13 protein-coding genes are annotated in these 23,133 nt (G+C 40.9%); 5 read left to right on the top strand and 8 right to left on the bottom strand.

The window, feature by feature from the left end; translation table 11 throughout:
- Positions 1 to 88 precede the first annotated feature (88 nt).
- From H6G08_RS33510 to H6G08_RS33495, 4 genes are all read right to left on the bottom strand, one after another.
- A complete protein-coding gene (locus H6G08_RS33510) occupies positions 89 to 2,650 on the bottom strand; it encodes a PAS domain-containing sensor histidine kinase (RefSeq protein ID WP_242046381.1) in 2,562 nt (853 codons plus the stop codon).
- A gap of 965 nt (positions 2,651 to 3,615) precedes the next feature.
- A complete protein-coding gene (locus H6G08_RS33505; protein ID WP_242046380.1) occupies positions 3,616 to 6,444 on the bottom strand; it encodes a CHAT domain-containing protein in 2,829 nt (942 codons plus the stop codon).
- Positions 6,396 to 8,168: a ShlB/FhaC/HecB family hemolysin secretion/activation protein gene (locus H6G08_RS33500; protein ID WP_190551098.1), complete on the bottom strand. Its 1,773-nt coding sequence runs from the start codon at positions 8,166 to 8,168 to the stop codon at positions 6,396 to 6,398. The genes H6G08_RS33505 and H6G08_RS33500 overlap by 49 nt, the downstream gene beginning before the upstream one ends.
- Positions 8,169 to 8,399: 231 nt before the next feature.
- The gene (locus H6G08_RS33495) at positions 8,400 to 10,925 is read right to left on the bottom strand and encodes a two-partner secretion domain-containing protein (RefSeq protein ID WP_242046379.1); all 2,526 of its coding nucleotides are present in this window, start codon (positions 10,923 to 10,925) and stop codon (positions 8,400 to 8,402) included.
- 648 nt (positions 10,926 to 11,573) lie between these two features.
- Between H6G08_RS33495 and H6G08_RS33490 the strand changes: the two genes are divergently transcribed.
- The 5 genes from H6G08_RS33490 (at position 11,574) to H6G08_RS33465 (ending at position 17,509) form a co-directional block, all read left to right on the top strand.
- Positions 11,574 to 12,311 (top strand): TRP family putative cation channel, encoded by a 738-nt coding sequence (locus H6G08_RS33490; protein WP_190551093.1) that lies wholly within the window; start codon positions 11,574 to 11,576, stop codon positions 12,309 to 12,311.
- A gap of 118 nt (positions 12,312 to 12,429) precedes the next feature.
- Complete coding sequence (locus tag H6G08_RS37135) at positions 12,430 to 13,842, top strand: DUF4231 domain-containing protein (RefSeq protein WP_199322844.1); 1,413 nt, start codon at positions 12,430 to 12,432, stop codon at positions 13,840 to 13,842.
- Between the two features lie 226 nt (positions 13,843 to 14,068).
- Positions 14,069 to 14,404: a hypothetical protein gene (locus H6G08_RS33475; protein ID WP_190551091.1), complete on the top strand. Its 336-nt coding sequence runs from the start codon at positions 14,069 to 14,071 to the stop codon at positions 14,402 to 14,404.
- Between the two features lie 119 nt (positions 14,405 to 14,523).
- Entirely contained in the window at positions 14,524 to 15,867 is a 1,344-nt protein-coding gene (locus H6G08_RS33470; protein WP_190551089.1) for a hypothetical protein, read from the top strand.
- A gap of 691 nt (positions 15,868 to 16,558) precedes the next feature.
- Positions 16,559 to 17,509 (top strand): NAD-dependent epimerase/dehydratase family protein, encoded by a 951-nt coding sequence (locus tag H6G08_RS33465; protein WP_190551087.1) that lies wholly within the window; start codon positions 16,559 to 16,561, stop codon positions 17,507 to 17,509.
- Positions 17,510 to 17,700: 191 nt separating this feature from the next.
- Here H6G08_RS33465 and H6G08_RS33460 read toward each other — a convergent pair whose 3' ends face one another.
- From H6G08_RS33460 to H6G08_RS33445, 4 genes are all read right to left on the bottom strand, one after another.
- The gene (locus H6G08_RS33460) at positions 17,701 to 18,426 is read right to left on the bottom strand and encodes a cytochrome b/b6 domain-containing protein (protein WP_190551085.1); all 726 of its coding nucleotides are present in this window, start codon (positions 18,424 to 18,426) and stop codon (positions 17,701 to 17,703) included.
- Positions 18,427 to 18,667: 241 nt separating this feature from the next.
- Complete coding sequence (locus tag H6G08_RS33455; protein WP_190551083.1) at positions 18,668 to 19,621, bottom strand: AMIN domain-containing protein; 954 nt, start codon at positions 19,619 to 19,621, stop codon at positions 18,668 to 18,670.
- Positions 19,622 to 19,665: 44 nt separating this feature from the next.
- Positions 19,666 to 20,187, bottom strand: coding sequence for a hypothetical protein (locus H6G08_RS33450; RefSeq protein WP_190551081.1), 522 nt, complete (start codon positions 20,185 to 20,187; stop codon positions 19,666 to 19,668).
- A 4-nt stretch (positions 20,188 to 20,191) separates the two neighbouring features.
- The gene (locus tag H6G08_RS33445) at positions 20,192 to 22,372 is read right to left on the bottom strand and encodes a cation:proton antiporter (protein ID WP_190551079.1); all 2,181 of its coding nucleotides are present in this window, start codon (positions 22,370 to 22,372) and stop codon (positions 20,192 to 20,194) included.
- Between the last annotated feature and the right edge of the window lie 761 nt (positions 22,373 to 23,133).

Raw genomic sequence — 23,133 nt, 5'->3', positions numbered from 1 at the left:
GCAGGGGGCAGGGGGCAGGGGGCAGGGAGCAGGGGGACAAGGAAATTGTACAGACGCGATTCATCGCGTCTCTAGATTCATCGCGTCTCTATTGACTAATAACTTTCATGGGCAAATTAACAATAAATGTTGCACCTTTGCCGATTCCTTGGCTTTGGGCTTCGACTGTACCGCCATGCAATTCTACGAGATGACGAACTATCGCTAATCCTAATCCTAATCCGCCGTGCGATCGCGTGCTGGAACTGTCGGCTTGGCGAAAGCGTTCAAATACATAGGGGAGGAAATCAGGGGCAATTCCGCCGCCGGTGTCGCTGACTCGCAATTGAATGCGATCGTCTAGGCGTTCTAGCAGCACTTCAACTCTACCGCCTTTGGGTGTGAATTTGACGGCGTTGGAAAGGAGATTCCAAAAGATTTGTTGCAATCGGTTGACATCTCCCATTACTACCCCCACTGCTGGATCGAATCTGCTCTCGATGTGAATTTCTTTAGCTGCAACGGCTGGTTGTAAAGTTTCAAGAGCAGCTTCTAAGAGGGGTATCAGTTCTAATGGTCGCAGATTTAAGGAAAGTTGACCTTGAATAATTCCCGATACGTCTAATACATCCTCAATTAATTGTGCAAGGATTTTGCTATTGCGGTCAATGGTATCTAAGGCGCGGTTAGTTGTAGTTTCGTCTAATTTGCGCTTTTTGAGTAGCTGTATCCAACCGACTATCGCGTTGAGCGGGGTACGCAGTTCATGGGAAAGGATACCTAAAAACTCATCTTTCATCCGGTTGGCGGCTTCGGCTTCAATGAGCAGTCTTTCCCGTTCTTGCTCTGAGAGTTTGCGATCGGTAATATCAATCAAAAATCCATGTAATATCTGCGGTTTTTCTCCTTGGCGCACGACATTCACAATGTCATATATCCACACTACTCTGCCATCGGCTGTCAACATGCGGTATTCAAATTCATAGTTATCCAATGTGAGAGCAGATTGTAAACAATACTCAATTGCCCATTCTCGATCTTCTCGGTGGATATGTTCTTCCCAAAAATTTTTGGCGTACCATTCTGTTGCAGGATAACCTAAAATCTCTTCTGATTGCGGCCCGACATAGGTAAACTGTCCGGTATTTGCATCTACTTCCCAAGGAATTACCCGAACTTTTTCTGTTAATTTTCTAAACCTTTCTTCACTATCTTGTAGGGCTTTTTGGGCTTGTTTTGTCTCTGTGATATCGTTAATCAGAGACACAAAACCTTCTACTTGCGATTGTTGATTAAATTGGGGAATATAAGTGACATTAACATCACGTTTTCCCATCTTTGGACTATCAACTTGAGTTTCGTAATTGATGCGCAACCCCGATAATACTGTATCTATATAATCACTGATTTCCTCATAGACTGAATCGCCGACAATTTCTTGAATTTTCTTGCCATAAAATTCCGCTGCTTTTATGCCATACCATTCTTCGTAATGACGATTATTAAATTGATAACGTTGCTGGGTATCGACATAGGAAATGAATACGGGTAAGGCATTAGTAATTAATCTGAGTTGTTCTTCTCTTTGGCGGATTGCTGCTTCTGCTTGCTTTCTTTCGGTGATATTACGCCATGCCGAAACTCTAACATCACGACCTTTATATAGAGAATTTTTGGCGATAATTTCTAAATTTAGAGTATTTTGCTCTTTAGTTACACCCGTGACTTCATAAGGAGTTTCCCCATTATCTTGCAGTAATTGGCGCGATTCTGGCGTGAGAAATTCTGTAATATCAATACCAATCACTTCATCAATTTCATAGCCAAACATTTTTGCAAAAGCAGGGTTGGCATCTATGACTTTACCATTGGCGTGAATTAACACGCCTTCAACGGTAGCATCAGCTAAGGCATGAAATCTATTTTGGCTTTCGCGTAATTCATTTTCTGTTTGTTTAATTGTGCTTAAATCAAGCACAAAACTAATGACTTCTTCTACACCACTGGCTAATAAGGCGGAACCAATGAGAATGGGAACGCGACTACCATCTTGGCGAAAATATTCTTTTTCAAATGGTTGATTAAAACCTCGATGGCGTAATTCAGTAATAGCGCGATCGCTAATTTCTTGATATTCTGGCGGTGTCATTTCTCGCCAGCGCATTTTTCCCGATAACAATTCCTCTCTGCTGTAACCTACCATTGTTAAAAAGGCATCGTTAGCTTCCAAAATCGCCCCTTTCATATCAGCTACAACCACCCCAATAATGTTAGACTCTGCCAAGCGTCTAAATCTGGCTTCGCTAGCTTGTAGCTGCTGCAAACTTTTTTCGAGACGACACTTAGCGCTGCGTAACTGGGAGTTTAACCAGCTAATCAGCGTTGTCACCAGTACAAATAAGATTAAGCGTAACAGACTATCAAAAGAGTAAATTAACGGTGAAGATATTGGCTCCAAAAAAAAGTATGCAACAGAGATAGTAGCCAAAGTAGTAGCCAATAATCCTGATTTCATACCGCCGTACCAAGCACTCACCGCCACAGCAGCAAAAAACAGTAAAAAAATCGTTGGACTGAGTAGTGGCTTTAACAATAAAGTCAGTAGTAATGCGCTACCAACTGCCAAAACTGCTACTGCATAAGGCAAAAGTCGCAGCATCGTTCCGTTCAAGGTGGCTTCTCCTTTGATGCAGCTAATTGCAGCAAAATTAGCCTCAATTAGCTAAACAAAGCGATTGTAGATTAGTTATTTTATCTTGGATAAATAGGGAACAAATCAGAATATTCAGCAAATCTATCTAAAGTAATAAAAGCTGATAGCCGACTTTAATTAGTTTTATTCTATATCAAGCTGATAGAAAAAAATTGATGCGTCTCACCCTGCTTAACATCCTTCAGTCCTGAAAGTCTGACAGTTTTTCTCAATGGTAATCTGTGAGAGTATATATAGGACTCATATTTGATTTTTGAAATATACGTAGGGTGCGTTATGCCGGAGGCTAACGCACCGTCCGAAGGCTTTGGTGCGTTACGCTACGCGATAACACACCCTACAAATACATAGATTTTTTCAGAAATCAAATCGGATTCCTATAGTCTGGATGGAAGCAGGGATTGTTATCGCTTCAATGCGATCGCGATCGTTTTAATTTAATTTAGTCTAAGTTATTATTTAGCAATAATAGTATACATACACTATATTGCTCACTTTAGAGCAATAATTTCTGGACAGTAAAATAGAATACTTTACCTTTTCAAAAATATTTTTGCTAGCGTGATTTTAATAATCAACTAAGATTTATCAAAGTATAGAAATTCGCTTTAATTAAAAAAAACATTTAAGTATTTTTAGGGTTGCTAGATCCCAGACTTCTTATAGGATACAGCTGGCAAATTGTGGGTTAGAATCCTCAATAATGTCGATCCAAACACTTTTCTTGCTTACCCGACACATCGCCCGCAGGCTATAAGCCTGGGGCTAAATCTACAAAGCCTGCCTCCGCAGGCTAGAGAAATAGAGCCTGCGGAGGCAGGCTTTGTTCGGTTAGCCTCACCCTTGAGGGTGAGGGCGGGATTTCGTCGGGATAAGCGAGGGTTATTACCCCTAATTCGCCAGATGTATCTGTCTATTTTCGTTCAAAGCCAGCTACCTACTAAAACATAGGGTGCCCAAAAGGATGGATGATCGTAGTCAGGATTTTTAAATAGAGCCTGTTGTGCTAGGCGTAGGGCTTCGGCTCGGCTGACACCAGGCTTTCCTAAGTTTTGATAAAAAGCCTTGGCGAACAAGACGCTGGATTGATCGTCCAGATCCCACAAACTAGCGATCGCACTACTAGCTCCGGCTTGAACTGTAGTTCCTGCAATCCCCATGACTGCTTGATCGTTACCTGCTGCTGTTTGACAAGCACTGAGAAATAATATTTCAATTGCTTTGGTGCGTTTTTGTCCTTGTCTTTGAAACAACCGATCGAATTCATCTAACTTCATTTTTCCGTCGGCTGTTAACACAAATGTGTTTTCTCTGTCAGCACCGAAATAACCGTGAGTTGCTAGATGGACGATATCAAAGTTAGAAGTATTGAGCTTTGTGTTGAAGGCTTTATTAGTAAATTGTGCTTCAGCAATAGTACTAACATCTACCCCCGTCTTCTTAATTTCTGCTATTTCCTTTTTTACATTTTCTAATCGCGAAAAGCCCTTAACTTCCTTTGGTGGTTCAGTCAGGCTAGCTGCTAATACCTTAATTTCTCTTCTTTGTAAAGGCATAGGATCGCGCACTTGTAGCCCTAAAACTAAAGCGACGGCGTATTTTTCCATGAGATACTGTTTGCCATCATATAAACTTGCCATCGGAATTTTGCGCAGAAACCCATCCAAAACAAAAATCAAAGTTTTAATTTTGCCTTGCTCTAATTTTGTTTGTATTGGTTGAATTAGCCATCTGTAGACTTTTTGACCATCCTCTTGTACGTCTTCATAATTACCTATGTCCTTAAGATTGTTATAGAATTGTTGTAAAGTCGTCTCAATTTCCTTTTTGGATAGTTTGACAGCTGGAGAGTGATATAAATCTTGATTATTGGGAAACTTAACAATCACCTCTAAGCGGTCATCTAAAATAATTGAATAGATCACCGCCGCTTTTTGGTCTTTAGTGTCGATTACCTTGTCAAGTTGTAATTTAGTATCTTGACAAGCTTGTTGCATAAAGTTTTGCAATTTGGCAACTTGCAGCGCTTCTAAGACATTGCGAGCTTGTTGGAGGTTGCTTTGACTAGAGGTGGGGGATTGTAGCAGCAAATCTACTAAGCGGCGATATAGAGGCTCGACACTTTCCCGAAAGGAAAATTGTACATCTGCATTACTGGCAATCAAGTCACCCCGGATACCTTGTAAACTATTAAATGCTTCGGTGTAGGCATTGATGGCATCTGGAAATTTTTCTTGGTTGTCGCATTGCTTTTGTCCTTGACAGAGAATCCGCCCTAGCTGCCATTGCCAACGATAGGCGATATCTTGTGCTTGAATTGACTGAGATAAATTCAGTGCTTTGCGAGTCAAATCTTGCGCGATCGCCCATTGTTGAGTCATTTCATAGAGGTGTCCCAGATTACCTAAAACAAAAGATTCCGCCCGTACATCTTGCAATTGTTCCGCCTGCTGACGAGCCACAGCCAGAATTTGACCAATTGTTTCTGGGTTAGGGCTAGAGGATTTCAGCCTTAATTCTAAGAGACTCTGAGCAAATTGTACCTGGGCATAAATCGCCGGACGACCCACGGGTAGGTTAGAAATTTGACTTTTGATTTGTGGGTATAGTGCTTGTGCTTCTGGCAATTTTTCCATTTTTACCAGCAAGCGCAGGCGGTTGATTTGAGCTTGAGCTTTTATAGTTGAGGTATTCGCCATTACCTCTGCTTGTTGGTAAAAACCCAGGGCTTGCTGATTGTTTTTTTCTTTATTCTTACTTTGAGCGCGAGCCAGATTACCTAAGCTCAAATAAGCAGCAGCAACGTTTTCTGGCGATTGTAGTTGTTGAGCAATTTTCAGACTAGCTTGTAAATTCTCATCCGCCTTTTTTAAATCCCCTGCAACCAAAAGAGCATCACCTAAACTGCGCAAATTAGCCGCTTTAATTAAAGAATCTGGTTGATTTTGCAGAGTTGTTTTTAACTTCTCCAGCGTGGAAATTGTCCGTTGATACAGTCCTAAAGTTTGTAAAGCTTGTGCTTGCTTAATAGTGACGAGGGTAACTTTATTGCTATCTTGCAGCTTTTGGTAAAATGATGCAGCTTGCTCCCAGGATGACAATGCAGCTTCCGCCTTACCTTGTGCTAGTTGTAAACCACCTTTGACATCTACAGCTTGCGCCCAAACTGTTAAACTTTGGGGAGAATCAGGAGTGTTTTGGATTAATGCGATCGCATTTTCAATGGCTTCGGTTGCTTTTGGTATCTGTCCTAATTGGTGAAAATTCAAAGCCAAATTACTCAGAACAACCGCCTGTCCAATGGTATCATTATTACCTTGATAAACCTGCAAAACTTGCTGCAACACCGTCACAGCTTCGCTAAATCGTCCGGCTGTATATAAATTTTTCGCTTCTTGTTCCTGAGGAAGAATAGCAATTTGGGGTGAGTTAAACCCTTGATTTGATGTATCGCGGGCGAAAACAGGCGAGGTAAATATACATAATAAAGCAGTTAAACCAGCCAAAATAACATAGCCAAATTTAATTCGTTGTTTGTACAACGAATTAAATTTGGGCATAGCGAATAGGGCATGGGGCATGGGGAAGAAATCACCAATGCCCCATGACGCCAGTTGCTTCAAGTCGGTGGGCGACGGTTCATCCCGTCCCATCAAGAAGTTGGTTTTCTCACCGACTTTCTGTAATTCCCTCTTTTTCCACCTCAAAAAGGTTTGTAAATGAGAGAGAAATACAAACCATTTTCTTGCCATGTGTCCCCCTTAGAATCAACTGATGTGAGTGGAATTCCCCAATCTAAACGCGCCGTTAAGTTATTACCTTGATGCCAAAGCAATCCAATACCTGTACTTACTAAAGTGTTGGACTTAGGATTTGCTCCGTCATTATTCCAGCCAGTACCAACATCAACAAAAGGTGTGAGTTGTAAAACTCCTTGCAGTTGGGGAACTCGCAAAATTGGTAAGCGAATCTCCGCCGTTGCTTGAATGCCATTATCTGTTAACAACTGATCTTGACGATATCCCCGGACACTTGTTTGTCCACCAATCCCAAATTGTTCTAATCCCAATAATTCGCGATCTGCTAATTGCATATCAGCTTGCAGCAAAAACAAAGTATCAGGCGCTAACAAACGCAACCATTGTCCTTGTCCGCGCCAGCTAAAAAAGCGACTATCTGGTGCATCTTTGTTGATAGTTGCGTCTAAAATACCTAATCCTAAGCTAAATTGCGATCGCGCGGCGATGACTTGTTGACTACTGCGCTGAGTCCATTCTTGGACAAATCGGATCGCCGAAACCCTTGTACGTCCTTCATCATCCGCCCCAGTCGCCAGAGGAAACCCACCAATACCATCAACACCTAAAAAGGTTTGACTCGTCTGGTGACTAGCGGTAAGTCCTAAAGCAAATTCTTGGCTAGGAGTTTGGACAATTGGTTGCCGGAAATTTAACTCATAGTAACTAGATTTAGAAGTAATATCTAATACATTGAAAGGCTTTTCTATCACATTACTATTAGTATTTCCATAGGAAAAAGTTAGCTTACCGTTGCGCGGGTTAAGTGGCAGACTATAGCTAATATCAAAGCCGTTACTTCCATCGGTATTGGTATAACCGATGTTTAAACTATCTCCCAATCCCCAAAAGTTACCTTCATGAAGATTAACTCGCCGCCGAAAACTACCCACACTGGGACTGCGTCCGTTATCTAAGACAATATCGCCACTCAAAGAATTGGCTTCTTTAACCTTCACCTCTAAGACATTCGTTCCCGGACTAATCCCAGCTTGTAAATCCGCAGAAACACTTTGGATCAGGGGATCGAGTTGTAATAGTTGCAATCCTTCTAAAAGGCGATCGCGTGAGAATGGTTTACCCGCAGCAATCGCCAAGCGATCGCGCACATAACTAGGATTGAGGCTGCGCGTACCTGTAACATTAATCTTTTCTAAACTTCCTTCTACCACCTGCATCACCACCACCCCAGCCTTGATAGTTTGGGGAGGGATGATTACTCCCGATGTGACATAACCTTTATCTACATATAATTTTGTTAACTGAGAGCGTAACTCTACTAATTGAACAAAAGTAATTGAGCGTTTAGTATATGGTGCAGCCACCTTCGCCAATTCTTCCGTACTAAACACCGTATTTCCGACAAACTCAAATTTTTCGACTGTTAACGTCTCAGGTAGTGCTTCCGGATTAAATTCTGGTTGAGTGATAGTACCCGGCAAATTGGGTAAGAGTTGTTCTGGTGGTGGTAAAGGTGGTAGCGGTTCTAATTTTGGCTGCTGTTGTCCTGAAGGCGGTTTAACTTCCACCGGTGGGACTTGCGCCGCTAAACGTTCTACCTGCAAGCTAGGAATCATTGCTGTCATCAGCATCAACATCTTGCGCCAAGACACAGAAGACTTGTATCTAGAATTATGAGAATATAGACTGCGCGATCGCCAGCCCGATAAACGATTCATAATAAAAATTCTCTATATAGGTAAAACAAACATTGCAATGTCAGCACCCGATGAATTGTTAAATTTATACTGTTAAATTTCCCACCAGCAAAAAACCTGCTGAAAAATCCCGAAATTTAAGCAAACTACTTTCAGCTAAATTTGCACAAATACTAATCAGGGCTGTTAACTGTCAACGGTCAACTGTCAACAGCCCTCTCGATGGATTGTGCAACTTAACAGCAGAATAGCTTACTTAACACTACAGAATGCGCTAGATAACCGAGACTGTAGCTGAGTAGCCGTTGTCGGTTTAGCCGTTAACACAATGTCACCATTGCTATTCCGTACCATACCTACTGCTTCCACTAAAGGCTTAGTCCCACCGGATGAAAATTCCATCACATTCGCCGCTTTCACAGAATCTTTTTCATTATTATTAGTTGATGTATTAGTATCACGATTAACCCAACTAGCCGACATAGCCCCCGCACTTAAAGCATCATCAGGACTAGGAGGTAGTCCACCTCGCCCAGTAATCACAAATTCACTCTGCCCCTTAGCCACACTACCACCACCGCCCGCGCCACAGCCTTGGGCAATTAATCCAGAGGCATCTGTTAAATCAGTAGGCAGTGCTACAAGCCCCTGACTAGGGTCGATGCTGAGAGTATCAAGCGATACATCCCCATCTTGCCCAATATCAGAACTGGCACTGATATCGCTAATACGGTTTTGATCAATGTTATTCAGATCCAACTTTCCCCGATTTTGAGAGTTTTTAAAACCTATAATGCGGTTAGCGCTAATCTTAATCTTGCCGCCATTTCCACCCACACCATTGGCAAGAATATCGCTATCTTCTGATGGTACTGCGATCACAAATCCAGCTTTAGCATTCTCATTAATCTTGATATTGCCGCCATCACCTTCAACACCTGTTGCGATAATGTTGCTGCGATCGCGCAGTAGCAAGAAGTCTTGTACCGTGATGTTAATATCACCGGCAACTCCCTTTTCAGTCTTTGTAGTAATCGATGAGTTATTCAAAGTTAGAGTCTTGGCATTAATAAAAATCCTTCCATAATTTCCTTGACTAGATATTTCACTATTATTAAGAAGAGAAATTTCGTTACTGGCATTAATAATAATATCTCCTGCATAACCAGAACCAGTATTGTTATTACTGATTATAGAACCATCTAAATAAACTGAACCTCCGGTAGAGTTAATCTTGATAGTATTAAATTTTTTATTACTATCATTAGCATCATCATTAACACTAGTAGCTTTTATCTTATCAACATGGATATCATCAACAGCTTGAATCGTGACATTACCACCAATCTTATTATTATCTTGAGGACTAGTATCAATTTCATCTCGAATTTCAATATCACCCCGCGAATCGATGGTGACATCACCATAAGTCCAAATTTTTCCTGTTGTGATATTACCTGCCAATTCATTATTGGGCTGATACTGATTAGTTATAAATATTTGTCCACTGTTAAACTCAGCACCTGAAGTATTATAAATATCACCGTTAATAGTGATATCAGCATTTATTTGAGTGTCAATTATTGTAGGATTTTGAGCATAGAATCCAGAGAGAAAATCTGGTTCAAATTTTGGAGACCTAATAGTATTAGAACTTACCCCTGCTCGAATGTCTAGTGTTGGTTCATTACTACCATCTATATCTATATTTGTTTTTCTATCCGACAGGGTGACGGTTTCTTTAAGAAAATTGCTTGTGTCTACACCCGTGATTTTCACATTACCCAAAATAGTTACACTTCCACCCGCCAAAATGTGCAAAGAAGCACCTTTATAACTATCAAAACTCACATCCCCACTAGCACGAATCACCGGATCGTTAGGACTAAATAGATCGCCCAAATTGCCATCTAACTGTTCGATGGTAAAATTACCCCCAGCCCAGTAATGTGCATCGCCACCAACCGCATTACTACTGCGCAACACCATATCCCCACCAGAGAAAAAGCCACTATTGGGGTTATTTAAAGCAGAAATATCAATTTTTTGATTACCCTGCACCACCAATTTTCCACCAGCAGCCGCAATGAAAGGATCGCTCTCACTCTCTTCGATTTCTAAAGTGTCCTCCGCTTGTAAAGTTAAATTACCACCAGCCTGGAGTTGTCCCTGCAAATCCAAATTTCCTGCACTCAGAGTCAAATCCTTTCCAGTTTCTAAACTTCCCTCATTACTAATACTCGCCGTTGGCTGAGAACCATACTGTACCCCCACAGGAACACTCATTGTTAACAGTGGCGCTGCTTGGGGATTCGTTGCACTAAACTCACTACCATCAGGAAACTGAAAACTGTTGGCTGTAGTTGCTAAAAACGAACCTTGAATATCTAACTGGGCATTTTTCCCAAACAAAATACCATTAGGATTGAGTAAAAACAGATTGGCGCTACCATTTACGCCCAATGTTCCCAAAATATTAGAAACGTTATTACCCGTCACACGACTGAAAATGTTTTCAACTCCTGTCGGGTTACCAAAATAAGCTCGTTTCCCTTCGTTGATATTAAATTCTGTAAAGCTGTGAAACAGACTGCTTCCCCTAAGTGCGCCACCTTCTATCAAATCAGCAGCACTACCTTTAATTGTGACATTACCAGTCACGCGGGAGCTTTCATTACCCAATGTCCCATCCGGCACGATTTGTGCCAGAGTGGGATTGCTGGTAATTATAGGTATCAATAAAAATTGAGCTAAAGTCTCTATTGTTACTACAGACAAAAGTTTGAATCCATCCAAACAATTACTTTTACTCATCTCAATAATTTGTGATTTTATATACAAACAAAATAATCGATTCTAAGACCGAAATAAATTATTAGATGTGTAAATAATTACATGGAAAGCTATCCTGAACTGCACATAGCAGGACAGTTAGACTCATCCCCACCCGTGATGAACTATCAGTGGCAAGTTGTTTTTGCTACTTAATACCGACAAATGACAAATAATAGCTACGGGGTGTCTATCTCTCTCACCCCAGTTGCGGAGTTAGTTTCCCGTCATCTTTTGAAAAAGTTTTCATCTGCTTTTTTAGTCAGTCTGGACTGAGTTGAGCGATTCTCAAACCATCTGAGCAAATAAACCGATGAAGAGTGCGAGTGCTGAGTACGTTAAAAATACGAAGATTTATGGTTTTGAGTTTTAACTATAACAGAATACCATTACAGTATATTTTCTAGTACTCTACAGGTTTTTCATGGAAAAAAAGTATAAATTCATGTGGCTTAAGTAAAGATACCATAAATTTCTGATAAAGTAATACATAATCTCTACCCATTGTAGGATGTGTTTATGTAAGATTTATGACGACAAAGCAAATTCTTGTGGAATAATGAGCGTGACTTTCTACACTTCAAATTCCAAGTCATGGAAAAATTTCTTAGCCTGAGTTTCGACCAAGGGCAAACAGCAACAGCCGCTAGAGTCTCTGAATCTACAGAATTATCTAATGTGCTTGAGCAAATGGGGCTAATTGGTTCGCGTCCTATTTTAGTGATCGTCGGTGGTGCAAGTCAGATTAGCGCAGCAGATTTTGGGCGTATCCAAAGCTTGTTTGTGGAAGTATTAGCCCCAATAGCCGAGAGTTTAGGAGCCTATGTTGTTGATGGCGGTACAGATGCAGGAGTGATGCAACTGATAGGTAATGCTCGTCAGCAAACCAAGTCTACATTTCCTCTGATTGGCGTAGCACCTATAGGAAAGGTGATTTTACCAAATCAAACTGAAGTTGCTGATGATGCTGCACCCCTAGAGCCACATCATACTCATTTTGTTCTAGTTCCCGGTAATAATTGGGGCGATGAGTCTCCTTGGATCGTCAAAGTAGCAACCATACTAGCTGGTGGCGCACCCTCGGTGACAGTGCTGATTAATGGTGGCGAAATTACCTTTTTGGATGCTGCTAATAGTGTCGTCGCCGGACGCTTGGTGATGGTAATAGCAGGTAGCGGTAGAACAGCCGATAAACTTGTCTCTGCATTACATGGAGAAGCCACAGATGAACGTGCTGAAAAATTAGCTGCATCTGGAAAGTTACAAACAATTGATTTAGAAGCAGAAGTGGAGGAGTTAACCCAGACAATTAAACATTTACTGTCTACTTAATTTACCTTGAGGAGACAAAAACGGCAAAAAAAGTCCATATCGGGAATTTTTCCTGTAAGAACGAGTAACCATTATTTTTATCTAACTATAGCTAGAAGCTTTTGAGAAATTTAAAACTATGGCTAAGAAAAACGACTATAGTCAATACCTTAAACAGACATTCTATGGACTAATTGACCGACTTGACTTGTCAGACTTGCGCAAAGACTTTCTGAAAAATCGCTGGCTCGATCAAGTTATGTGGTTAGAGGGGCGAGCCACTAAAGAACGCAATGCCCATCATAACCTCAGAATGATTACTATCATTGGTGGGGTAATTGTCCCTGCACTCATTGGTTTTGAGAAGGGGAACCAAAAGTGGCAAGAAATTGTTGGCTGGTCGGCTTTTGGTTTAAGTCAGGTAGTAGCCGTTTCTGCGGCGGTTGAAGAGTTTTTTGGTCATGGTGAGAAGTATCGCAGCTATCGTAATACTGCTGAAGGCTTGAAAATTGAAGGGTGGCAGTTTTTCCAAATGGCTGGCCCCTATCGTCAATATAATAACCACTCCGAGGCCTACACCATTTTTGCCGAACGAGTCGAACAGTATATTCAGCAAGACGTACAGGGCTTTATTTCCCAGCTAACAGAACGACAAGAAGGAAGTAGTAAGCAGACACAAGAAACAGTCTCAAAGAATGCAGAACTTGCTTTAGAAAATCTCAACGAGCAGTTGCAGTTACGGGCACAATATGAAGCCCAACTTAAGGAACTAGAAGCCGAGAAACAGCGCATTCAAGCTGAAAAACAGCAGTGGGAACAAGAGCGTTCTGCCCCACAACAAAGCAATAACGAACAATCAGCAGAGCAAGTAGCCCAAGGGGACTCAGATGGGCAAGCTGACTTAAATTCTGCGGTCAATTTCTGGCAAGATGACGAAGAGGATCGTGATAGCACCAGCCTCAACGCTGATTCAGTACAGTATCTCAGTACTAACGAGATTCTGGCTAAGGTTAAGAACAATCCTATCAGCAGAAACGGTACCGCACCAAACCAGAGCGTCGAAACTAAACAAGTCTCCACAAAGCTACCGATGTGTGGAGTTGAGCTAATTAAAAAGTTTGAAGGTTGCGATCTTAAAGCATACCCCGATCCTAGAACTAAAGGGTTACCAATCACGATTGGCTGGGGTTCGACTAGAAAACGTGACGGAAGCCCCTGGTATATTGGAGACACTATTTCTCAACAAGAAGCTGACGAGTTATTAATTTATCAGTTGGAAACAAGTTACTTACCCGATTTAATGAGAATACCTTGCTGGGGTGAACTCAACCCTCACCAACAAGGGGCATTACTCAGCTTTGGTTATAACTTGGGGAGTAGATTCTACGGCGCTTCTGGCTTTGATTCCATAACCAGAGTCTTAAATAATCGTGATTGGCCGAATATGCGCGAAACTTTGATTAAGTATCGCAATCCTGGAACCAATGTTGAGCAAGGATTGAGGAGACGAAGAGAAGCTGAAGCCGATCTATTCTTAAAACCCTACCCCTAATCGTCTAATATTTAAGGCTTGAGGGGTTTTTGTTTGCAGGCGACGGGAGATAAGGGAAGGGGGGACAAGGAGGACAAGGGAGAAATTAATCTTTCATGTCAGCTATCTACGAGAAAATTTCACAACCAAACATGAAAATCATTTATTAAGAGTCAACAGTCAACAGTCAACAGTTAACGCGATTTTTAAGTCAGCCATTCACGAAAAAATTTTATAGGACACAATTATGATTCGTAACAGTAAAAAGTATTCCATCGATATCGACAAAACGGGGCCAAATATTGCGATTAACATTTCTTTGGAAATAGAAATGAGTCCGGAGTTAATCGATTTGGTATTGCGTGACTTAAGAAGCGATGCTAGAGACTTTAATGAAGCCCGCATTCTCACTGAAATCATCCGCGATCCGATTATTATTTATAGCCTCTGCCAACGTATAGAACAGGTGAAAAATCAAGATAATAGATATCCAGAAGTCCATAATGAAGAGCTGAACAATCCACAGCCAAGAAATTCAAACTGGAGCTTGAACACGGCAAGTTATACTTCTAACGAAGCATAGCTGGACTGTTTAAAAGTGGATGCTAGTGTTGTCTGTTCTAGCTGTTGGCGATGATTTATTGGCGATGATTAAAAAATAAAGCTACCAGCCGTTTTAGTTACCAAGCATTTATCACAAAAATGGCTAATATTGTACATATAGAAGAAAAATATACAGAACTGTGGCAAAGCTGCAAGGTGCAATCAAATCTCTTGCCAGAGTTAGAAAGAATAGCTGAGAAGCTGTATTACGATCGCGGTTTGTACGAAAAACTTGAGTGGTATTATCCCAATTTACCTTGGTATTGGGCAGGAATCTTACATGCTAAGGCAGATTTTCCGGATTATCAGCAATTTTTAGAGCAAATCACGGGCAAGCTGAGTAAGATTCAGGGCGAACAGATACCAACAAAGCTCTCTACTCGCTTACTCGCCTTTGATGCGTGCAACGATTTTCAGGGTAAAGATAACCAGGGAATTACGCCGTTTGTTTGGGCTGGGACTAATCACACCAAAACTATTGATTCAGTTCCTGGTTGTGCGGCAATTTTGTACTTTCTGCAAGCGCTCGGACTCAAAGATGGCCAGGTTGAGCAGGGGCAGTTTAATCTTAAGGTGACTTCTGACTCGGTGTTGAAAAGCTGTTCATTGCCCTCTAACAAGCTGGAAGCATCGGAAAAAACCACCGTCAAAGCAGGGAGAGAGTTGGAAATTATCGAAGTCGCGATCGCAGATGCGCAACATCTGCGAGTCATGCTCAAAACTCCAATTCTGAGTCGGCGCATTTGGTTTATCTATGGCGGACATGTGCAGATTGATGGTTCCAAAATCGCCACAGTCACGGTTAAGCCGAAAACTCTAGCCGAGAAAATCGTTGCCTATTGTGAGAAAAAAGGCTACAGAATTGACAAACAACCTGGACAAAAGAATATTATCTACATCGAAGGCATGAATCCAGACGGAACGCTCAATGACAACACCCTGAATGTCTGGAACGACCTCCGCACGGTGATTGAGTTTCAGGATGGTAAGCCGAAAATGATTGGCTGTTGGGAAGCCACAACCAATCCAGGTAAGTACTATACCTACAAGCCCATGAACCCTAAAGGTGCAGCAATTATCGCCTTTGGGCAATACAGTGCATGGCAAGTAGGAATTCATACCCCAGGTGGCGGACATGAAGCGCTGGTGCAAACTGGCGGACAAGTCACCGTTCATCGTGATGCCAATCGCAATGGCAGACGCGATCAAGGCGACTCTATGGACTCAGGGATGTTTGGCATTAACCAACATTGGGGAGGTGATAACCCTAAATCTGACGTAGGCAGATGGAGTGCTGGTTGTCAAGTAGGTAGGACAAGACAGGGACATCGCGATTTTATGGCGATGATTAAGTCAGATCCACGCTACCAAGCTAATCGCAAGTTTGTCTTTACTAGTACCATTATTGACGGCAAAGACCTGCTAGCACAGTTCCCTAATTGATGTTCTGTTGAGCAGTCCAAGCATCTGAGGCGATCGCTCTTTTGCAAGGGTGCTGTATCACCTGTGTCAACTTACAGCAGTTTTCACCTATTTGAACCACATCTATCGTAGGGAACACCGACAATCTTTTGGTACATACAATAATTTTACTGATGCCGTGCCCCTACAGCGTGGTCTATTTACCTTTCTCTATCTCGTTTCCAGCAGGAGGATGGAAATGTGGATTCTTGGGCTGCCGCCTCGTCTTCTGATAAATTGAGGCAGAGCCTCATAAATCTACGCTCCCACGCAGAGCATGGGAGCTAGATTGAATGGGGGTTTCGCCTTAAGTTGACACCAATGGATATCAGCGCCCCATGAGGGGGAAGTTAAAAGTCAAAAGTATTCAACTCCCCTCAACACAAACAATCGGTGTTATTTCTGCTTTAATTTGGTATAATTTTAGCAACTCAATCTCATGTTTATATATAGAGTAATAGAGTTCAGGTAAGGCTATTTTCTCTTCTCTGTGTAGTCCTTTCCTGTATAGACCAATTTTTTCCACTTAACCTGATTAATATGTAAAGACCTCTTTGATTTTTTATCTTGATTAAAAAGATTAAATAAAAATACTGGGCAAGTAGTGACTTTTACCACCCGAAGTATTAATCTGTGTATGCAAAGATGAAGAGGATATATAAAAATTAGAGATATGACCAAAATCATCGTTACAGGGGCAGCTGGATTTATTGGTTCTCACATAGCTGAAGCATTACTGCGACAAGATAAAGAAGTAATAGGTATTGATGAATTTAACGATTACTACGATCCGACATTAAAACACAAGAATATAGCAATTTTAAAAGCATATCCTAACTTTAAACTTGTTGAAGGCGATATTCAGTTATTAGATTGGCCGACATTACTACAAGATGTAGAGGTAGTTTACCATCAAGCCGCACAAGCAGGAGTTAGAGCCAGTTGGGGTAGCGGTTTCCGTGCTTACACCGAACGCAACATTAACGCGACGCAAATTTTACTAGAAGCTGCTAAAGATGCGAAAAACTTGCAAAGGCTAGTATTTGCCTCTACATCTAGTGTATATGGTGATGCCGAAACTCTACCGACTCACGAAGATATTCCACCTCGCCCTGTGTCTCCTTATGGTATTACCAAACTAGCAGCCGAGCGTTTATGCAGTCTGTATCACAAAAACTTTGGCGTACCTTTTGTATCTTTGCGCTATTTTACAGTTTATGGCCCCAGACAGCGCCCGGATATGGCATTTCATAAGTTTTTCAAAGCTGTATTGCAAGATGAAGCTATTCCCATCTATGGTGATGGACAGCAAACTAGAGACTTTACCTTTGTTAGCGATGCTGTTGCTGCTAACCTAGCTGCCGCTACTGCGCCTGATGCTGTGGGCGAAATCTTCAATATTGGTGGTGGTAGCAGAGTTGTCTTAACTGAAGTATTAGATACAATGGCAGAAATTGTTGGTCAACCAATCAAAACCAACCATATAGAAAAAGCTATAGGAGATGCACGCCATACAGCAGCTGATGTATCGAAAGCCAGAAAAATTCTCCAATATCAGCCAGCTGTCTCTCTGAAAGAAGGTTTGACTCAAGAATGGCATTGGATCAAATCTTTGTATAGCTAATACCAATTCAAATAATGCGACACATCAATATATTTTAGAGGGCAAGAGGGCAAGGCAATGCCTTGCCCCTACCATCTGTCGCATTCTTTTTTCAAATTGGTATAATTATTAACAGTCTGCAACCTGTAGCTAGGTTTTTGGATTTAATTTAGGGTGTGTTATGCCGTAGGCTAACGCACCTTTAATTATATTTAATCGCCACCAGAGAAGAAAAGAGGTAAAATCAGCGCCGCTAAAATTCCTATTAGCACGATAATTTCTACGAGACTAAGAGGAAAATTATTTTGTCGTAAATTACTAATTTCTGCAGCAACATTAGCGGAGAAATTACTCCACCAATGACGCAACCGCCCATACCATTGTGTCGGGCTATCTTCTGGGCGGAGATTTGGCGAAAATATAGATAATAATAAAGACGCACCACCTACTTTTGCAGACATCAATACATGAATTGCTAAACAGCAAACTAATAACGCCCAAGCAATCAGATGTAGGTAGTACCAACCTTGATTTAAATCTCCTGTCGGTAACCATTCTTCTTGCATCATTCTGCCAGATAATACAGCTAAAAGTGATGCAATTAACATGAGTGTGTTAGCAATTCTTTGCAAACTTACCCACCAAATCGGTCTACCAACTTGAGTTAAGTTTTGTAAAGAATCTTTTTGTAATAAGCGTCTATTACCTGCATGAAAGCTATATATTGCTAATATGGGGAAAATACCAAAGAAAAATACTGCAAAAGTCCCGTGAAGATCGATAATTGGCCCAATACGCGGGAGGGGTATTTTCCCAAATCTGCCGTCGAAGGTATTGTAAACCAAAAAGCCTGTGATGATGGCGGCGATCGCTAAAATTCCACTCACGCCATGAATTATCTTTAACAACAAAGGCTGATAGGGCGCAGAACGAGACATGAGTAATTACCTCAGTATTTATTTGCATCCATTATTAAGAAATAATATTAAATAATACGTCTGATTGAGTAAAGAGCAAAAAATAATCATATTTGCTGATTCAGCGCATCATGATAGGTCTTTAAAAAGATTTTCACAACTATCTAAGGGCAAATTTATTTGTGCCCTGGCATATAATTTAGGTATTTTTGATGATGAAAAATTATTGCTATGTCAGCCAATCAAATCATGTTTCTACAAGTTAATTTTGCATTCTGGGAATAGGTTGTCCAAACTCAATTACTGGTGCTGGTGCTTCTCCCCGAAAACTAGGGGGAGATTGGGGTAATGTGGGTACGGTAAAATCAGGTTGATTTATCAAATCAGGATTAGCAATATTATTAGGTTGATTTGAGAAAATTGGCGGAGGAAGTATCGGATTTGGTAGTTGAGATTGGTTATTAGGTGAAAGTGGGGGAACAACTACTAGTGGTTGCTGAGAATTAGTGGGTATTGATGGCAAAGTATGAGATGGTGGTGGTAAAGTTGCAAAGGGAAATTGTTGATTATTAGTTGTTGGTTGATTAATCGTTGGTTGCGGATAGTTATAGGGAATTGTCGGGAGGTTATTAGGTTGTTGTGGGTAGTTAGGGGGAATTACAGGTAAGGTATTAGATTGTTGGGGATATTGTCTAGGTTGTACAGCATTTCTCAACCCAGAGTTAATCCCCCGCAGTACCCAGCGAGTAGAGTTTTTCTTGGATGTTGGTTGTAATTTTACTTGATTTGGATCTAAATAATTTCCTGGTGCTACATCTAAAACTATCCGAGTTACGCCTGCATTTAACTGAGAAACCCGGACTCTTTGAATAGCTCCAGAATAACTTTGTTGGGTAGAAACATAACCCAATTTCGTATTAGGTAAATCGACAACTAGCCGGGGAGGTTGGGCGAGATAAAAATAATGAGGTGTAGTCCCGGATGAAACAGAAAACTCTAATTGTAACGCCTCTGGAGAAAAGCGCCAATTATCAAGTATAGCTAATGGGGAGGTAATATTGCTGCTACCAATTGGCGGTGGTAGCTGTTTTGTTGCTGGTAAGGCGCTGATGCTACCAGCTTGCAGAGTAATTATGGTATATATGCCAAACCAGCTAATACCAAATAGCTGCTGACAAAGTTGGCAAGATTGTTTAGTTTTGAGACTTTTGACCATAGGTTTTATCTGGGATATTTTGAGCTATCTGGTATGTTTGTGCTTTAATGTTTTTTGCTCTGTTGAGATTTTACCTGAGTTTTATCTGGCACAGCAGTAAATTTAAAAACTCTCGTGCTACCACTTAAGGAAAATTGCCCGATGAAATTTCCTTGGTTGATTAATTGCATTTGCATTTTCACTGAGTGAACGTAGTTATCTTTGGGGTTACTAATCTGACAGAAAACGCTTTTGTCAATTCTGCCAGATAGGTTTAATTCTTGGTTGCTAAAAATGCCAGAGAGATGATTGTGTGTGGGGTTGCTATTTGATGATTCAGCTTCAGGATTTGCAGGTAAAAAAGAGGCATTTAAGTAAATACCTGATTGCTGCATATTCAAAATTAATTGTTCTGGCTTTCCGCAGTTGGGTATGGCTTCTTGTAAAGCAATACGATAGTGATTGTTGATTGTAGGGGGGGCTTTTAATTTACTTTCTCCATAGACGCTGACAGTTTTAAATAACAGGAGAACTGAACCGATCGCAATTCCGTAAAAGGTTAAGGATTTTAAATTGAAATGATTCATGATTTCAACTCCTAGCAACCGATTCTTGTGTGGTGACTTCAGATAGCACAGATGATAAATGAGAGGTAACTTGACTATAGCGTCGAGTAATTAGCAAGGAAGAACGACATTGAATTGCTAGTTGATCTGTGTATCTTCCTAGAGTTTGGCGCTCAATACCCCAAGCGCGGCTAGTACCAGCTATTGTTAGATCTACGGCTTCGGAAGCGGTAATTACAGCTTGAATTGGTTCTTCTTCGGCTTTTATGGGTTTAATTTCAATGCGATCGCGTACAGTCTCTGGTAAGCGTTCCATCATCATGTGCAGCTCGTAACTTAATTCATCGTTGGTTTGATTCCCTGAAATAACATGTAAAATTTGTAACATACAAGTGTCACGATTGATTAATAATCTTAAGGCTAATATTAGGGCTAAATCATCATGAATATTGGCAGAATAGGGCACTAATAAGCTTTCTAAGCGTTCGTTACCTCTATCAATGAACACTGCTACATCTACGGGGGCAGTGGTAAGAATTTGACCTACTCTACCACCTAAGCGATTGTTACTAAAAGCTGGACGGTGCCAACCGACTAAAATCAAGTTAGGTTGCTCAATTTTGGCAATTTCTGCGGTTTCTCTGGCAACATTACTCGACAAGCGAATAATCGGTTGGACGTAAGAACGGATTGTTGGCGGTTCTAGACTATTGATTAAATCTTCTAGCTGTTGCTGGCGTTGCTCAATTAGGCGGTTAGCTTCAACTGGGGTATTCTCAAAGGCATAGTCTTCTTCAAATTCAATTAAGCTGAGGGGATGAACTACAGCCGATTGATGATTGTTCAGCGCCAATGCGACTGCTAACTGTACTAAGCCTTTTTGGGTGCTGGGATTAGCTACTGGAACTAAAATGCGATAATCGTTAGCAACAACAGTATTTTCCCCTGGGGTTTCTGTTGATTCTGGTTCTAATCGATCTAAGCGGATTAACTTTTTGGGATATGTCCATTCCAGTAACGGTGAGGTCATAAATGTGGTAACTAGTGCCATAATCACCAACATGGTAAACAGTACGGGGGAAATTACACCCAAATCTAAACCAATGTTCAGCACAATTAACTCAGTCAAGCCGCGAGTATTCATTAACCAGCCTAAAGCTGAGGCTTCTCGTTTATTAATTCCACTGACACGGGCTGCGACATAAGTTCCAATATACTTACCTGCGATCGCTACTCCTAAAACTAATGCACACATTAGCCACAATTCTGGACGATTGAGTAAGCCTATTTGCGTCCGCAAGCCGCTAAAGGCAAAAAATACCGGCAGTAAAAATACTAAAACAAAATCTTCGGTTTTTTCCGCTAATTCCCTGACTAAATCTGCATTTTTCGGCATAGCTGCACCGAGTAAAAAGGCTCCAAAAATCAAGTGGATACCAATTAATTCGGTAATCAAGGCGGAAGCGACAACAGCCATATAAATTAAGGCTACTACCAATTGGCTTAAGCGTCCGGCGCGCTGGTAATGAGTAGCGAGGCGTTGCAAAAACCAACGTCCGGCGGTGAGCATAAAGCCGATATAGAGTATACTTTCGATCACAGTCGGGAATGCACTGACAATACTACCTTCTCTGGCAACTGCGATCGCCACTGCTAACAGACACCAAGCTGTGACATCATCCACCGCAGCGCAAGTTAACGCTAATGTCCCTAACCGGGTTCCTTGCAAGTTGTTTTCTGTAATAATTCTCGCCAACACAGGAAATGCTGTAATTGACATCGCCGCACCTAAAAATAAGGCAAAGGCGGTAAAAGATACACTCGCATTAGAAACTAGCGGATAAAGCAATAATGCTAGGATTGTGCCTAATGAAAATGGTACTAAAATACTCACATGAGAAGTCAAAATTGCTGTTTCTAATTGACCACTCAGATATTTAGGATTAAGTTCTAAGCCAATGAGAAACATGAAAAATATTAATCCCACTTGTGACAAAATATTTAAATAGGGAATTGTCTCAGGTGGAAATACGTGAGCTGCTACTGAGGGTGCAATTAGACCAAATAGAGAAGGGCCAAGCATAATCCCGGCGACAATCTCACCAATTACCAACGGTTGCTTCACTGACTTAAAAGCCAGTCCGACTAACCGTGACAGTCCAATAACAATCAGCACCTCAAACAGAACGAGTATTACTGCGTGCATAGTTTCCTCAACAACGACTATCCGGTTTCCCTAAGATGATTCTTTAAATCACTAGAAAATGTCAACCTTTTTATATACATACTAGGTACAGTAATGCCAGGTGAAGATGTTAATTGTTGTTACAACACCGAAAAAATTATCATCAATTAAGCGTGTTTTGCTGAAAGTTTCAGCGATAATTTAGTACTCAGAAGAGAAATTTCCTAATTCATAATTATTATTGCAAAAACCTAACAGCCAGGAGATTTACCACAACTTAAAACCTGTAATTAAAAACCCACTCATGACGATGTGACTGATGTTAGGAAAATTGCCCCAATAACTATGATACCAATAAAATTGGGCTAATTTATTTTTGTAATAAACAAATATAAAGTAGCATTAAATCTTTACTTATCAGTCATTCATCAAGAACATATTTTTATTTAATAAATGCCATTTTTTACCAAATATTTTTTCGGCAAACAGCTAAGGAATATCTTGATAATTAATTAATTTAGCCACAAATAACAGTATAATTACTCAGAAAATAAGTATATTTACTCGCCTAATATGAGCCTTATACCAATTTTTTATGACGCTGCATAGAATTCGATCCCCCCTAGCCCCCCTTAAAAAAGGGGGGAACTAGTGGTCTGTCCCATTAATTTTGCTGGGTTGGATAAATCTTTGAAAGCTTAACTCTTGCATCTTCTGTACGAAAACGCCAATCTACACAAACCTGATTAAGATTGCGATCGCATTCCCAAATTGAAACCTCT

Origin of the sequence: Calothrix anomala FACHB-343 (genome assembly GCF_014696435.1) — a bacterium.
GTDB lineage: Bacteria > Cyanobacteriota > Cyanobacteriia > Cyanobacteriales > Nostocaceae > Aulosira > Aulosira anomala_A.
This window is presented reverse-complemented; position numbering and strand designations above follow the sequence as displayed.